The organism is Pontimicrobium aquaticum, from assembly GCF_005047595.1.
Taxonomy (GTDB): domain Bacteria; phylum Bacteroidota; class Bacteroidia; order Flavobacteriales; family Flavobacteriaceae; genus Pontimicrobium; species Pontimicrobium aquaticum.
Map to the genome: position 1 here is coordinate 313,267 of NZ_SUPL01000002.1, position 15,973 is coordinate 329,239.

At 33.5% G+C, this 15,973-nt stretch carries 11 protein-coding genes; 4 read left to right on the forward strand and 7 right to left on the reverse strand.

Features of this window, described 5'->3' with window-relative positions; all coding sequences use genetic code 11:
- Positions 1–19: 19 nt before the first annotated feature.
- Complete coding sequence (locus E5167_RS04240) at positions 20–862, forward strand: hypothetical protein (protein ID WP_136841378.1); 843 nt, start codon at positions 20–22, stop codon at positions 860–862.
- Here E5167_RS04240 and E5167_RS04245 read toward each other — a convergent pair.
- Positions 859–2,136 carry a replication-associated recombination protein A gene (locus E5167_RS04245; RefSeq protein ID WP_136841379.1) on the reverse strand — a complete coding sequence of 426 codons (1,278 nt, stop codon included), beginning with the start codon at positions 2,134–2,136 and terminating at the stop codon, positions 859–861. The genes E5167_RS04240 and E5167_RS04245 overlap by 4 nt on opposite strands.
- Positions 2,137–2,233: 97 nt before the next feature.
- Here E5167_RS04245 and E5167_RS04250 point away from each other — a divergent pair, with 97 nt between their 5' ends.
- Positions 2,234–2,983, forward strand: coding sequence for a rhomboid family intramembrane serine protease (locus E5167_RS04250; protein ID WP_136841381.1), 750 nt, complete (start codon positions 2,234–2,236; stop codon positions 2,981–2,983).
- Here E5167_RS04250 and rlmB read toward each other — a convergent pair.
- From rlmB to E5167_RS04280, 6 genes are all read right to left on the reverse strand, one after another.
- Positions 2,980–3,717 carry a 23S rRNA (guanosine(2251)-2'-O)-methyltransferase RlmB gene (gene rlmB / locus E5167_RS04255; protein ID WP_136841383.1) on the reverse strand — a complete coding sequence of 246 codons (738 nt, stop codon included), beginning with the start codon at positions 3,715–3,717 and terminating at the stop codon, positions 2,980–2,982. The two genes, E5167_RS04250 and rlmB, sit on opposite strands and share 4 nt — an antisense overlap.
- A 96-nt stretch (positions 3,718–3,813) precedes the next feature.
- A complete protein-coding gene (locus tag E5167_RS04260; protein WP_136841385.1) occupies positions 3,814–5,214 on the reverse strand; it encodes a RagB/SusD family nutrient uptake outer membrane protein in 1,401 nt (466 codons plus the stop codon).
- A 3-nt stretch (positions 5,215–5,217) separates the two neighbouring features.
- Positions 5,218–8,250, reverse strand: coding sequence for a SusC/RagA family TonB-linked outer membrane protein (locus E5167_RS04265; RefSeq protein ID WP_169301373.1), 3,033 nt, complete (start codon positions 8,248–8,250; stop codon positions 5,218–5,220).
- Between the two features lie 235 nt (positions 8,251–8,485).
- Positions 8,486–9,928, reverse strand: a complete 1,443-nt coding sequence (locus E5167_RS04270) for a SusD/RagB family nutrient-binding outer membrane lipoprotein (RefSeq protein ID WP_136841387.1) — start codon at positions 9,926–9,928, stop codon at positions 8,486–8,488.
- A gap of 11 nt (positions 9,929–9,939) precedes the next feature.
- Complete coding sequence (locus tag E5167_RS04275; protein WP_136841388.1) at positions 9,940–13,110, reverse strand: SusC/RagA family TonB-linked outer membrane protein; 3,171 nt, start codon at positions 13,108–13,110, stop codon at positions 9,940–9,942.
- Positions 13,111–13,228: 118 nt separating this feature from the next.
- Positions 13,229–14,929 (reverse strand): BamA/TamA family outer membrane protein, encoded by a 1,701-nt coding sequence (locus tag E5167_RS04280; RefSeq protein ID WP_136841390.1) that lies wholly within the window; start codon positions 14,927–14,929, stop codon positions 13,229–13,231.
- Between the two features lie 170 nt (positions 14,930–15,099).
- On the opposite strand from E5167_RS04280, the gene rpsL reads away from it, so the two are divergent.
- Positions 15,100–15,474, forward strand: a complete 375-nt coding sequence (gene rpsL / locus E5167_RS04285) for a 30S ribosomal protein S12 (protein WP_044399731.1) — start codon at positions 15,100–15,102, stop codon at positions 15,472–15,474.
- A 21-nt stretch (positions 15,475–15,495) separates the two neighbouring features.
- The gene (rpsG, locus tag E5167_RS04290) at positions 15,496–15,972 is read left to right on the forward strand and encodes a 30S ribosomal protein S7 (protein WP_136841393.1); all 477 of its coding nucleotides are present in this window, start codon (positions 15,496–15,498) and stop codon (positions 15,970–15,972) included.
- Position 15,973 lies beyond the last annotated feature (1 nt).

Sequence of the window (15,973 nt, forward strand, 5' to 3'; positions counted from 1 at the left end):
TTGATTAATCAAAATAGAGATGAAAAAAATATTAGCTATAGCTTTAATTTTAAGCTGTATTACTTCAACAATAGCGCAAAAAAATCTTAACGACTATAAGTATGTAATAGTACCTTATAAATACGATTTTGTAAATGAAAAAGATAAGTACCAACTTAACTCGTTATCAAAATTTTTATTTAATAAATATGGTTTCGAAGCTATTATGGAAGATGGTGATTTTCCAGAAGATTTAATTAAAAATAGATGTCTAGGTCTAAGAAGTGATGTGCTTAAAGAAAAAGGAATGTTTGTTACAAAGCTTAAAGTACAATTAAAAAATTGTGACGGTGATATTATTTTTACCACAAAAATTGGCTCAACTAGAGAAAAACAATATAAAACGGCTTATACCTTAGCACTTCGTGGTGCTTTTGAAGATTTTGAAAGTGTAAAATACTCATACAAACCTAATGAAACTATCTTATCTAGAGCAACGACCAATGGAACTCATGAATCTTCAATTGAAGAAATAGAAAAGCTTAAAGAAGAGATTAACACCTTGAAGGAAAAAAAAGAATCAGCAGTAATAGAAAAGCTTAAAGAAGAGGTCGTTGAACAGCCAATTGAAAATAAAAATGATGTAAAAAAGGTTACTGAAAAATCAGATGAGAACGTATTATATGCTCAAAAAGTTAGTTATGGTTATCAATTGGTAGATAAAACGCCTAAAGTTGTAATGATTCTACTTGAAACCAGTAAAACTGATGTGTTTTTAGTTAAGGATACGAATGCTTTGGTTTATAAAGAAGGTGGGTTTTGGTATTTATCTAAAAATGATGGAAGCAAACCTACTTTAGAAACACTAAATATTAAATTTTAATAACCGTATTTATCTTTCCAACGAGATTTTAAAAACTCACGTAAACCATTTTCTCGGGCATTGTTTCCAGGATCATAAAGTTTAGTGCCAGATATATCATCAGGTAAAAATTCATGAAGGGCAAAATTTTTGTCATGGTTATGAGCATATTGGTAATCATCACCATATCCTAACTCTTTCATAAGTTTAGTTGGTGCATTTCTAATAGAAAGAGGGACACTTAAGTCTCCAGTACTTCTTACTAATTGCTGTGCATCATTAATTGCTTTATAAGACGCATTACTTTTGGCTGAACAAGCTAAATACGTAGCACACTGACTTAAAATAATTCTCGATTCAGGATAGCCAATTGTTGATACTGCTTGAAATGTACTATTGGCAATAACTAAAGCAGTTGGGTTGGCATTACCAATATCTTCACTTGCGAGAATCAATAAACGTCTTGCGATAAACTTCACGTCTTCACCACCTTCAATCATTCTCGCTAACCAATATACAGCAGCATTAGGGTCACTACCACGAATAGATTTTATAAAGGCAGAAATAATATCGTAATGTTGTTCACCAGTTTTGTCATATCTAACAGTGTTGCTTTGTACTTTGTTTAAAACAGCATCATTCGTAATGATAATCTCTTCCGAGTCATAAGAACTAACAATCAATTCGAAAATGTTTAGTAATTTTCTTGCATCTCCTCCTGAAAGACGTAATAAGGCATCCGTTTCGTCGAGAATTATGTTCTTTTGGGATAGAATGTCATCTTTTTCTATAGCACGCTTTAAAAGTGTTTCTAAATCGTTTTTGTCGAAAGAATTTAAAATATATACTTGACAGCGTGATAATAGAGCAGGAATAACTTCAAAACTTGGGTTTTCAGTCGTTGCACCAATTAAGGTCACCCAGCCTTTTTCTACTGCTTGTAATAATGAATCTTGTTGTGATTTACTAAAACGGTGTATTTCATCAATAAATAAAATCGGATTTTTAGTAGTGAATAACCCTCCGCTTTGCTTTGCTTTATCGATAACTTCACGTACATCTTTAACACCCGAGTTTATTGCACTTAAGGTGTAAAAAGGGCGCTTTGATTCATTGGCGATAATATGTGCTAGTGTAGTTTTACCAATTCCAGGAGGGCCCCAAAGTATAATTGAAGGAATAACACCCTGTTTTATAGAAGTTGTTAATGAGCCATTAGGACCAATTAAATGAGATTGGCTAATATAATCTTCTAAGGTTTTTGGTCGTAATCGTTCTGCTAATGGTTCATTCATATTGTAAAATTAAACCAATTATTTATTATTTTAATGACAAAGTTTCATAATAAGCAGCTTTGGTTAGTTATTTGATTATATACGACTAAAATAAACCATGAACAATCAAGAGCAATTTAAATATACCACAGGAGTTATTGGTTACCCAATAGCCTTTGTTATGTTTATTTGGTTAGTTTTTTGGGCTGAGGTTAGATTTGGTTTTAGATTTAATGATTTTGGAGTGTACCCAAGAACATTAAGCGGTTTAAAAGGTGTTGTATTTAGTCCTTTTATTCACGGAAGTATGGAACATTTATACCATAACACGATTCCGCTTTTTGTGTTGTCTATGGCATTGTTTTATTTCTACAGAGAAATTTCTTGGAAAGTTATTGGTTATGGCATTATATTTTCTGGCTTACTAACTTGGAGTATTGCGAGACCATCGTATCATATTGGAGCAAGCGGATTAATATATGTATTAATGAGTTTTATTCTCTTTAAAGGTATTTTTGCAAAACATTTTAGACTCATTGCATTGTCATTATTAGTTGTATTTCTGTATGGTTCTATGATATGGTATGTGTTTCCAATAAAAGAGCAAATGTCGTGGGAAGGTCATCTTTCAGGATTAGTAGTGGGCTTGTTTTTTTCTTTGTTTTTTAGAAAATCTATTGCTAAACCTCAAAAATATGCTTGGGAAGAACCTCATTACAATGAAGATGATGATCCTTTTTTAAAACATTTTGATGAAAATGGTAACTTTATTGAAAATTTACCAGAAGAATCTGAAGTAGTAGAGCAGGAGAGACCTAGGTTAAAAATAACCTATCATATTAGACGTAGAAGAAACAATGATGATTAAAGACGTTGTCTTACAATTTCATACAAAAAAGCACCACAAGCAACCGATACATTAAGTGAGCCTATATCGCCATACATTGGTAATTTAGCTCTATCATCAGCTAGTTTAAGAACAGAAGGATTTATGCCTCTTCCTTCAGACCCCATAATTAAAGCACAAGGTTCTTTAAAAGATAGATCGTAAAGCGTATTGTCTGTTTTTTCAGTTGCTGCTATCACTTTAATACCTGATGCTTGCAAAAAAAACATAGCATCTTTAATGTGATCTACTTTACAAATAGGAACTTTAAAAACAGCCCCTGCACTAGTTTTAATAGTGTCGCCATTTACTGGAGCTCCACCTTTTTTTTGAATAATTATTCCGTTTACTCCAGTACACTCTGCAGTTCTAATAATGGCACCAAAATTTCTAACATCACTAATTTGATCTAATAGTAAGAATAAAGGTGTTTTTCCAGATTCAATTGTATCAAGAACTAAGTTTTCTAAATCGTGAAATTCAATAGGAGATATATGTGCAACAACCCCTTGATGGTTTTTATTAGAAAGTCTATTTAGCTTTTCAACTGGGACATAAGAGGTGTTAATAGCATCATGCTTTCTAAGTAGTTTATCTAATTCTAAAAACAGTTCTCCTTTTAACCCTTTTTGAACAAATACTTTATCTATAGTTTCGCCAGAATGTATAGCTTCTATTACGGCTCTTATTCCAAAAATTTTGGTTTGTTTTTCCATAAAGACAAAAGTAGTTAAAATAAAAAATAAGACCGCTACATTTGTAGCGGTCTTATTTTTTATTTAAATAAATAAATAATTAATGCTTTTGTATTATTAGTACCCTGTGTTTTGAACCATATTAGAGTTAGCATCTATTTCAGCCTTAGGAACAGGATATGCAAACAAATTGTTTGGATAAGTTAATGTTTGTATTAAGTTCTGATTAGATCCTAATACATCAATACTTTGTCCTGTTCTTACTAAGTCATCAAATCTAAATCCTTCAAACATTAATTCTTTTCTTCTTTCATCAAGAATAATTTGCTTGGTTACTGACACATGTGGAGTAGCCCCTCGATTTGAAGTTATAGAATTTAGTTGTGTTAAAGCTTCAGGATCTGCATTGTTAATTTCAAATAAAGCTTCAGCATAGTTTAAAACAACTTCTTCAATTCTAATTAAAGGGATGTTGTCTGTATATGTAACAGTATCAGGATATTTCCCCATGTTACGAAGGCTAGGAGTTGCTCCAGTAGCTTCAAGTTGGTAACCTAATATATCTCTACGTACATCTCCAGCTTCAAAAAAAGCATAAACATCATCAACTACTTGTACATCACCGTATCCAGTTGCAGGAAAAGTAGGCCAACGATAAATATAAGCTAAACCGCCTATTCCAGCATTATCCGATGCACTATTTTCAAGTTCAAAAATTGAGTTTGGAGCTTGATCTATAGTCCAATTTGAAACAAAACTACCAGCACTAGCAATAGTGTATATGTTTGAGTCTATAACTTCTTTGGCTGCATCTCTAGCTCTAATCCAATCTCCAAAATAAATTGCAACTCTAGATTCTAAAGCTTTTGCTGCATACTTTGAAAAATATAATTTACTATCATAAGATGTGTCCATCATTGAATATGCTGCTTCTAAATCAGCATAAATTGCTGCTTTAACTTCATCAACGGTATTTCTTGCCGGGAATAAATTACTTTCATCTTTAAATTCTGTAATAATAGGAACACCTAAATTACCACCAGTTGTATGTTGTTGCCCAAAGCTTCTTAATAAATCAAAATGACCTAAAGCTCTCAAACCTAAAGCTTGACCTTGTATATGTTCTCCATGATCAAGATCTCCAGATAAACCATCCAAAGGCTGATTTATGATAATGTTAGCATTAGCGATAACTTGATACGCATTATCCCATATATACCCAGTATTTTCATTATACGCATACTCAGCTTGCGTTGAATACCTTCCTGAATAACCATTGGAGAAGCAATTATCTGATCTTACTTCATTTGTTATAATCATTGCTTGACCATAATATCCTCCTGATGTTAATTGACTGTGGGCTCCTTTTAATATACTAAAAAGGTTTCCAACACTAGTAATACTTCCTTCAACAGGTTTGTCTTGAGCCAGAGTAGGCTCTATATCGTCTGTTCCACAGCTATTAAACAAAAGAATGCTTAATGCCATTATAGTTGTAAGTTTAAATACTTTATTCATAGCTTAAAAGTTTAAAGTTAATCCAAATGAGATTGATTTGATTGGAGGCGTTTCTAACCCCGTTTGACCTCCAAGATCTACTTCAGGGTCATATTTTAAATTGTCATCCTTTACCCAAGTAAGTAAGTTGTTTCCTCTTAAGTAAACTTGAGCATTTGTAAGCCCTATAGATTCTAACTTGTCTTTAAAGTCATATCCAATAGTAAGACTTCTTAATCTCATAAACTCTCCATCGTATAAATATTTTGAGTGTCTTTGCCAAGGAGTAAAAGCACTAGTAAATTTTCCATTTCTAGCAATGTCTCCTGGTTGTTGCCATCTATCTAATAAAGATTGTAATCCTTGAAATGCAAAAATTGGATATGCATTTGTTTGATTAGTGTATCTATGCCACCCTTCATATATTTTATGTCCTCCAGCGTAATAACCATTTGCATCTAAATAGAAGCCTTTATAGTCAACATGGAGATTTAGACCAGCTGTTAATGTTGGTACTGCGTTATCTCCTTGCCAAGCAGCTTCTGCTTGATTAAAGTCAGTTGTTGTCGCACCATCAACACCATTAATATAATACTCTTCTAAACCAGTGGTTGGATTAACGCCCGCCCAAGTTGGCATGTACCAAGCTCTTACTGAATGACCTGTTTCTATTCTTGTTATGGTTGTAGTTATCGTTCTTTCAATTCCGTTAGGATCTAAAGGTAATTTAGTCACTTCATTATCAACAGTACCAATGTTTCCTCCAATAGATAGGTTGAAATTTTCAGATCTTACTACATCAACGTTTAATTCAACTTCAAAACCTTTGTTGGTTAGCTCTCCAATGTTTTGTACTTGACTAGAAAAACCAGTGGTGAGGGATAGCGGAACATTTAATAATAAATCTGAAGACTTTCTGTTAAAATAACTAACAGAACCAGAAATAGAACCGTCAAGGAGACCAAAATCGATACCTAAATCAAGGGTATTAGACTTTTCCCAGGTTAATTTGTTGTTTCCAAAAGTATTTACAACCTGTGCTCCTTGCCCATTATAGTCAACTCCGTAAGAGAATAATGACTGGTATTGGTTAAGACCTATATTGGCATTACCTGTAACTCCATATGACGCTCTAAATTTTAAGTTGTTAATCCAATTTACGTCACTAATAAAGTTTTCTTTGTGTAAATTCCATGCACCACCTACAGACCAGAAACTACCCCATCTTTCATCTGGATGGAATCTTGAGTTACCTTCGTATCTATAACTTAGGTCTAAAACATATTTTCCATCAAACCCACTATAGTGAAGCGTTCCTAAATAAGCTCCCAGATAGAAGTCTGTATAGTTTGAATTTATAGAAATAGGGTTACCAGTTGAATCTAAATTAAATAAGCCATCATCTGCAAAATTTTCTCCATAAGCTCCAAGAAAATATCTCCTGTTAGAAGAGTATTCTTGTAAAAGCATGGCATCAAATGAATGATTTTCACCAAGATCAAATGAATAATTTAACTGGTTTTGGAATGTGTAATCTACTGTATTTCTAGTGTACTGTCCCGCATCACCACTAGTTGCAGCACCATATCCATAATTTCTATTAGAATATGAACGACTGTTATATACTTGATAGTTTACATTAAACTTTGAACTTAAAGATAATCCATTTCCTAAATCCCAAGATAATTGACTGTCTGATACGATACGAGCTAATCTATTATCATTTATATTATATTTTGTAATATATAATGGGTTTGGTAAAGACCCTCCAAACTCATTAAATGTGCCATCATCGTTGTATGGTTGATATAAAGGAGATAAGAAAAATGGAGCAGATCTAGCGCCTTCAAAGTATGCACTTCTCTCTAAGAAAGCATCTTGATAAGTATAAGCAGCTTGATTATTAGATGTTAACTTTAAATTATCTGTTAGATTTGTAGAAAAATTTATAGCACCATTTATACGTTCAAATGAAGAACCTATTACAGTACCTTCTTGACTTGTATACCCTAGTTGAGTATAAAAAGAACTGTTTTCATTACCACCTGATGCTGAAAGACTATAATTTTCTACTACAGCATCTTTGTTTTTAATTACTTCTTTCCAATTTCCTTCAGGTCTTCCTGCTGCATCCCATGACGAATATGTACTTGTACCTAAAAGGTAGGCTTCTGCATCAGCTTTAGTAGCAAAGAAACCATCGTTGAAGTATGCTTCTGATGCTAGTTCTAAACGATGCGCTGCTGTTAATGGTTCTGGACCATCTACGGCATCATTTTGAACACCATAAGAAGAACTAAAAGTAAATTTTGTTTTTCCTTGTTTACCGCTTTTTGTTGTAATAAGTATTACACCATTTGAACCCCTAGCTCCATATTGAGCAGTAGCAGATGCATCCTTTAATACGGTTATAGATTCAATATTGTTACTGTCAAAGGCAGCTAAATTTGAAAAGAATGATGTAGCTCCCGAAGTATTAATATTTCCGTTAGACATAGGCACTCCATCTATTACATATAAAGGTTCGTTACCGGCAGTAATAGAACTAATACCACGAATTCTTATTTGTGATGTTGAACCAGGTGTTCCTGAATTACTGCTTACAGTAAGACCTGCAACTTTACCTTGTAGAGCTTGATCAACACTAGGTGCTACAACTACATCAGTTAACTTTTCACTTCCTAATTTTACAGTGGATCCAGTTACTTCAGATTTTCTAAAAGTGCTGTAACCAACAACAACAACTTCTTCTAGTACTGAAGCATCTTCTTCCATAGTAACATTGATTGTATTAGAAGTTCCCACAGTACGCTCAAGAGTTTTTAAGCCTACGTAGGAAAAAACTAATATGTCTCCAACATTTGCGGTAATGCTATAATTACCATCAAAATCTGTTTGAGTACCATTGGTAGTGTTTTTTACAATAATGTTAACTCCAGGAAGAGGCATTCCAGATTGATCCGAAACTGTTCCTGAAATCGTTTTTCCTTGTGCAAAAGTTAATTGCACAACAAACGCCAGCAATAGCGTTAAAATTCCACTAAACTTTGTTTTCATTTTAAATTTTATTTGAATTAGTCTATGCCAAAAATCACAATAAAAAGTTAAAAAAGCAATTATTATTAAGTTTATTTTAGCATTTTAACGTTCTGTAGTTAAAAATCCTAAGCTTAACATATGCTTTTTGCAATGCTTAACAACTATTATTTGTTTTGTATTTTAATTAAATAGAAAAGGCTCAACTTTAAAGTTGAGCCTTTTTATATAAAACAAAGTAAGTTGTTTTGTTAAACTAGTTTACATCCCACCAAAGTTTTGTGTAAATGTTATCTGGTCCTTGTGCAGCAACCATTGCGGCATAGTTAGCAGCATTATTGTCTTCTACAGAAGGATCATACGCATCTCTTTTTGGAATTTCTTGAACAGCAGCAAAAGGAGATGGTGGCAAATAAGGCGCATCTAATCTTCTCCATTCAGCCCATGCTTCAGGTCCATTTAAGTAAAGTGCCACCCACTTTTCATAAGCAATATCTGCAATTCCTGTGTAAGGATGTGCAGCAATATAAGCTGTAGCGTCAGCAGGATCAACACCCCAATAGTCCATGGATGCCTGAATTCCTGCAGCATAATGAGTTGCTGCATCTCCTGTAACTGTCCAACCTTTAAGAGCAGCTTCAGATAAAGCAAATCTCATTTGAGCGGCAGTATATATTGGAGATGGGAAATCGTGTTCATAAATAATATCACTTGTGATAAACGAATAGTCTGGAACATTACCATTTACGGCTCCATTAGGAGCACCAACATATCCAGCATCAATACCACCAGGGAAATTTGGTGAAGGGTGAACACTATCTCTAGCTTCTTCAGCCATTTCAAACAATCTCGGATCTAGGTTAGACCTTAGGTTCTCCACCATTGTTACCGAAAGGATGTAATCTTCACGCGTTTCAAAGTTATCATACCAAGGACTGTTACTTGTAGCATCAGTTCCATAGTTATACTCTAAGTTATCTGCGTTATCCAAAATTAACATTCCAGAAGCCGCAGCTTGTTCAAACTTCGTTTTAGCTAATGAAGGGTTAACATCAGAAATTCTTAATGCCATGGTTGCTTTTAAGTTATTACCAAGAGCAGCCCACTTGTCCATATCTCCTCCAAACATAAAGTCTCCAGTTGGACCAGCGGCATTAGAAATCATGGCTAAGGCCGCATCAACTTCAGCAAACATATAATTGTATAAAGTTTCTTGAGAATCGAAAGCAACTCTTGAGTTAGCAACCCCTTGGAATGCCTCAGACCAAGGTAAGTATCCCCAACTGTCAGTCATATACTGTAAATAGTATGCTCTTAAAATTTTAGCCGATGCTAATTGGTTTTCTGTAGCACCATATGTTAAAGCAGCACCTGCATCAGGGCCTTCGTTAATTTTAATAACCTCATTTAAGTTCATTATTGGTCCTGTGTACCAACCATCATAGCTTGATGTAAGCGTTTCATATCTTGATGACCCAGGATATTGACCTTGAGTAATATGTTGCATATACAAGATAGACACTTCATCTATAGTAATAACAGGCACCCATGTTAATGCAGACGTAAATAGCTGTGATGTTACAGGCGATGTCGGTCCGTTAGGGTTTTGGTTTGTATCATCATAATCAATAGTTTCACATGAACTAATGAATACGGAAATGCATAGTAATAATGCAATATTTTTAATTAATTTATTCATTTTTCAATTTTTTAGAATGTTAATTTAAGGTTCGCTCCAATAGATCTTGTCTGTGGAAGAGTTCCAGCTTCTGCCCAGTTATAACCTCCTCTTTTTTCAAGCTCTGAAGGATCTACCCAATTCATATCAGAATCAATCAACCAGACATTATTTCCAAATACACTAAAAGATGCTGCAGATAAACCAAATTTACTTACAAAATCTTTATCAAAGTTATAGTTCAATCTTACGGTTCTTAGTTTAATATAGGTAGCATCATGAAGGTTGTTTTCGTAAATGTTACCTAAGTTGCCTAAGTTATATAAATCTTGTGCTTCAACATAAGTATCAACTACAGTACCGTCTGAGATAGGATCCCCATTAGCATCTGTTCCTGTTTCTAGTAAACCAACGATATGCACACCACCACCATTAGCTACAGGATCTCTTTTTGGGTTGCCTTTGTCGTTAAGACCAGCTGTTTTTGCTGATAAACCTGAGTGATCCATATAACGTTCTGTTCTAGAATAGTACTTACCACCTTTTTGGAAGTCAAAGCCTAAACTTAAGTCAAAGTTTTTATAACTTAGAGTAGATGTTAAACCACCAGTAAAGTCAGGTAATACATTTCCTAAGTTTTTGTTTGTTTTACGACTGTAGAAATAACGTCCACCACTTGCAGCTGAATATAGTATTTCACCATTAGGACCAGTAGCAAAACCTCTACCAATTAAAGTACCCCATTCTTCGCCAACAATTTCCATAAGTTTCATGTTTGAGGTATAGGTGCTCAATTCTCTTGTAGTGATGCCATCGTAGATAAAGTCAACATATCTATTAAGCGTAGCAAAGTTCAATGCCAAGTTCCATGTAAATTGGTCATTCTCAATCACATTACCACTTAGGTCTATTTCAAAACCATTAGCTGATTGTTTACCTGAATTAACTCTTGTTGTTGTATAGCCAGTAGCTCCATCTAAAGCGATTGGTACAGGTAAATCTTTGTCTTTTCTATCAAAATAAGATAAGTTAACATTTAATTTGTTGTTAAAAAACCTTAATTCAGCACCAAATTCTAATTCTTCTCTTACACCACCTCTAAGGTTTGGGTTAGCTTCATTAGAGTCAACATTTAAACGTCCATAACCTTGGTATAATGTACCAGTAGTATATACTGATGACGTTTGGTATGGTAAATCCGGAAAGAAAGGTGCTTCAGCATACCCTGCTCTAAATTTAGCAAATGTTAACACATCATTTTTAGGGATTAAAGATTCATGAGCTAAGAAACTTAAAGAAGCTCCAAAAGTTTCTACTCTGTTATCGTTTGCTGCTGCTTTAGAATTCCAGTCTATTCTATAAGATGCGTCTAAATATAGCATTTTTTTGTACCCAGCAGATCCTTTAGCAAAAATTCCATCTCTTTTTTGCGAGGAAGTAGTTGCAGAAGCAGTAAGTGGATCACGAGAAGCTGCTAGATTATAAAACTCAGGAATGGTTATATTCCCAGCTGTACTAGCAAATAACCTTCTATAGTCTATAATTACTTTTTCTGCACCAATATTAGCAGTAACATCTAAGTCTCCATTCATAAAAGTATCTTGATACGCTGCCATCGCAAAATAATCTGTTCTTTCGTTTTGCCAAAATTGTTCGTTATAAAATGCAGGGTCTAACAAACTTTTTGTAGTTCCACGATCGTCTTGTCTATATTGGTTAAATGTTTTTCTAATTTCAGCTGTTAGGCTAAAATTGTCATTAAACGAATAAGTACCTCCAGCCTTACCAAAGTAAGCATTTTTTGCATAGTTTTTATCATTTTCATAAGATTGAAAATATGGCATATCCCAGTATAAAGGACGCGCATCTCTAGGACCACGAATGTTCCAAGAAGCAACTTGTCCATTACGCTCATAACGTCTTAAACGTTTAAAGTCCAATTGTCTTTGCCACCATTGGTTAAAGTTAGATCCTAAGTTACCATATCCTTGATCAGGATTGTTAAGCATGTTTCTGTCTTCAATATTTACGTTAGCAAAAAACTCGAACTTCTCAGATAGTTTATACGAAGCATTTGATGAAAAACGAACCTGCTTATTGAATGAGTTAGGTACAAGACCGTTATTTTCAACATAAGCAATTGATGATCTTATATTGTAATCATCCCCAGCCTTTGCAAAAGACAAGGTTGTATTAGTTGTAATGGCGTCTTCAAAGAATGTTTTTACATCGTTTTTAGAAGGCGACCAAGCTCTTAACTCACCAAATTCTGGTGTTCCAGGAATCCAACTATCCCAGTGGCGAACTAAAGTACCATCTAATTTAGGTCCCCAACTTTCATCTGCCCAAAAATCTGGATAAGGTTGTCCATCAAAAGCAGCCCATTCAACAGGGTCTTGAGCTGGATCATAAGTAAACGTGTTGAATGTTTGGCTATAACCACCACCATATTCGTTTTGATATTCTGGCATGTTAGTTACTTGGTTTACAGTAACCGATTGGTCAATTGTAAATGTAGCTGCACCAGCTTCTGCTGTTTTTAATGTAATAACTACAGCACCATTTCTACCAGGAGGTCCGTATAATGCTGTTGCAGAACCACCTTTAAGTACAGAAATATCTGCAATGTCCTCTGGGTTAATATCACTAATAGCATATACAGGTACACCGTTAACAACATATAGTAAGTCATCCTCACCTCTTAAACGAATATAAGAAGCTCCAAATGTTGTACTGTTGTTACCAATAATTTGCACACCAGCAATTTTACCAGCTAAGGCATTGGCAACATTAGTATCTTTACCTTTAACAAGGTCTTCCCCTTTTACAGATTGTTGTGCATAACCAAGAGATTTCTTCTCTCTTTTAATACCTAAGGCTGTAACAACCACCTCATCTAATAATGCAGCATCTTCCTGCATTGTTACATTTATGGTGTTTGAAGATCCTACTGTTTGCTCAACAGTTTTAAGACCTACATAGGTAAAGGTTAGAACATCACCAGCACTGGCATTAATGGTATAGTTACCATCAAAATCTGTTTGTGTTCCATTAGTTGTGCCTTTTACAATAATGTTAACCCCAGGAAGAGGCATTCCAGATTCATCCGAAACCGTTCCCGAAATTGTTTTTTCTTGTGCAAAGGATATTTGCACAACAAACGCTAGAAATAGCGTTAAAATTCCACTAAACTTTGTTTTCATTTTATAATTTATTTGAATTAGTCATTGCCAAAAATCATAATAAAAAGTTAATAAAACAATTATTATGTACTAAAATTTCAATTTAATTTGTTAAAAAATTAAGAAAAATGCGATTAAGTTAGAATTTAGCACTTAGACTAATGTGAATTTTTGAGTTTGAAAAACTAGCTTTTTGACCTTTAGTTTTTCCGTTTGCGTAGTTTAATTTCAATAATCCGGCTTTTGTTAAAAGGCCAATTCCAAATCCAAATCCATATAGAGAATTAGTTGTGTTTTCTTGATTATTTCTAAGATACGCACCATCAGTTATTGTGTGTACATATATGGATTGACTTAAATGGTATCTATATTCAAAGTTGGCAAAGCTATATAATGTTGCAAGAAGGCTGTTTTCTTCAAAGCCTCTAATACTATTAATCCCTCCAAAGCGTAGTAGCTCATTTGTAAAGTAATTGTCGGAATCAATACCTCTTAAATTAATCCTAAAAAAAATATAATTTTTACTATTAAGCTTAAAAAGTTTGTAAGTGTTTACTTGGTATTGTGTTTGCTTAACGTTGATTTCTTTATGGTTTCTATTGCCAAAACCTAATTTAATATCTAAATTAAAGCTACTTGTAAACATTAAATTATTGTAAAAGGGCTTGAGTAGTTGGTAGCGTACGTTGTAAAAAGTAGAATTATAATCGTCTATGTTTAGAGATGTATTGGCTTGGGTTAAGTTATTAGATTTCACTGACTCTATTCCAGCATATATTGTTTGTTGATTGTTTATTTGGTAAAATAAACTACCTGATTGGTTAATTGTTGTAAATGTTGAGTCTTTTTTAAAAATATTAAGATCCAGCTCGACACCAATAGGTGTATTAAATATATACGGGGCATTAACATTAGCATTAAAAGTTTTTTGTTCGTTTTCATCGCTTTTGTAAATTAGGTTAAAAGATTCGCCGTAATTTAAATTGTTATTAAGCGATAAATTTAAATAACCGTCAAATTCCAGTTTGCTATTAGTTTTGTTTGTTCCAAAACCTAGAAAGCCATCAAAAGTGTTGCTTTTTCTTTTTTCAATATATAAGTAAACTGATGAAGAATCTTGTGTAAACAATACTTCGGGTTCTCTAGTTAAATTAGCAAAAGACAAAGAACTTAACGCATTAGTCTTCTTTCTTAAAGAGTTGATGTTTAAGATTTTTTTAGAATTGAGCTTTAGGTAATGCTTTAAATAAGATTTAGGAAAATTTTCATAACCTTTAACTATTATTTTATCAATAGTTCTTTCAGTATTTAGGTTGACAATCAAATTGGCTTCCAAGCTTCTGTTGTCTGCTCTTTTTTTTAGTGCACTTAGCATTACACTAGAAAACGGATAGCCTTTATCTGTTAATTGTAAATTAATGTTTGATAAAATAGACCTAACATTTTTAATATTTACTGTAAAATAAGATTCGAAAATAGTTTCTGTTAAGAGCTCTAAAACATCTTTAGAAATAATAGCTTCATCGTAATATATATATATGGTGTTGTATTTGTTGCCTAAACGCAACTTAGTATTGTAGGTAGAGTCGTTTGCTTTTTTTATTTCAATTTGTTTAATATCAATATATCCAATTTCCTCAAGCTTGCTTTTTAATAAGGTAACTTCGCTTTCTAACAAAATAAAATTTTGGAATAATTTTTTATAACCAAGAGAGTCTATGGTTTTGGTTTCGTTATTAGAGCTTCCATGAACAACCAAGTTAAGGTTTTGCGATTGCAGGCTATAAACTGGAAACGCACTATAAATTAAATATATAATAAAGAGTCGTGTTTTTTTCAAACTTAAAATTTGTGTATAAAACTAACGGAAATTACTTTCAAATAATGTGAAGCTAAAATTTATTTTTACTGAAGATTGAAAATTAATTATTTAAGATTTGAATTATTCATATTAATTTCTACCTTTGCAGCCCTCTAAAGAGAGGGTTTAATAAATTTATATAGAAATATATGCCAACAATTTCACAATTAGTAAGAAAAGGAAGAGCCAAAATAACTAAGAAGAGTAAATCGGCTGCTTTAAATTCTTGTCCTCAAAGACGTGGAGTTTGTACGCGTGTTTACACAACAACACCAAAAAAACCTAACTCAGCAATGCGTAAAGTTGCAAGGGTAAGGTTAACAAATGGTAATGAGGTAAATGCATACATTCCAGGAGAAGGACACAATTTACAAGAGCACTCGATAGTATTAGTTAGAGGTGGAAGGGTAAAAGATTTACCAGGAGTTAGATATCACATTGTACGTGGTGCTTTAGACACAGCAGGTGTAGAAGGTAGAACGCAACGTAGATCTAAGTATGGAGCTAAACGCCCTAAAAAGTAATTTAAACTTTAAGAAGAAGACATGAGAAAAAGAGCAGCGAAAAAAAGACCTATTTTACCAGATCCGCGTTTTAACGATCAGTTAGTAACACGTTTTGTTAACATGATGATGTGGGACGGTAAAAAGTCAGTAGCTTTTAAAATTTTCTACGATGCAATCGATATCGTAGAAGAAAAGAAAACAGACGAAGAGAAAACTGCCTTAGAAACTTGGAAAGACGCATTATCAAACGTTATGCCTCACGTAGAAGTACGTAGTCGTAGAGTTGGTGGAGCAACATTTCAAATTCCTATGCAAATTCGTCCAGACAGAAAGGTTTCTACAGCTATGAAATGGCTAATTAGCTTTTCTAGAAAGAGAAACGAAAAATCTATGGCTCAAAAATTAGCAGCAGAAATTTTAGCTGCAGCTAAAGAAGAAGGAGCAGCCGTTAAGAAAAGAGTTGATACTCATAAAATGGCAGAAGCAAATAAAGCATTCTCACACTTTAGATTTTAAG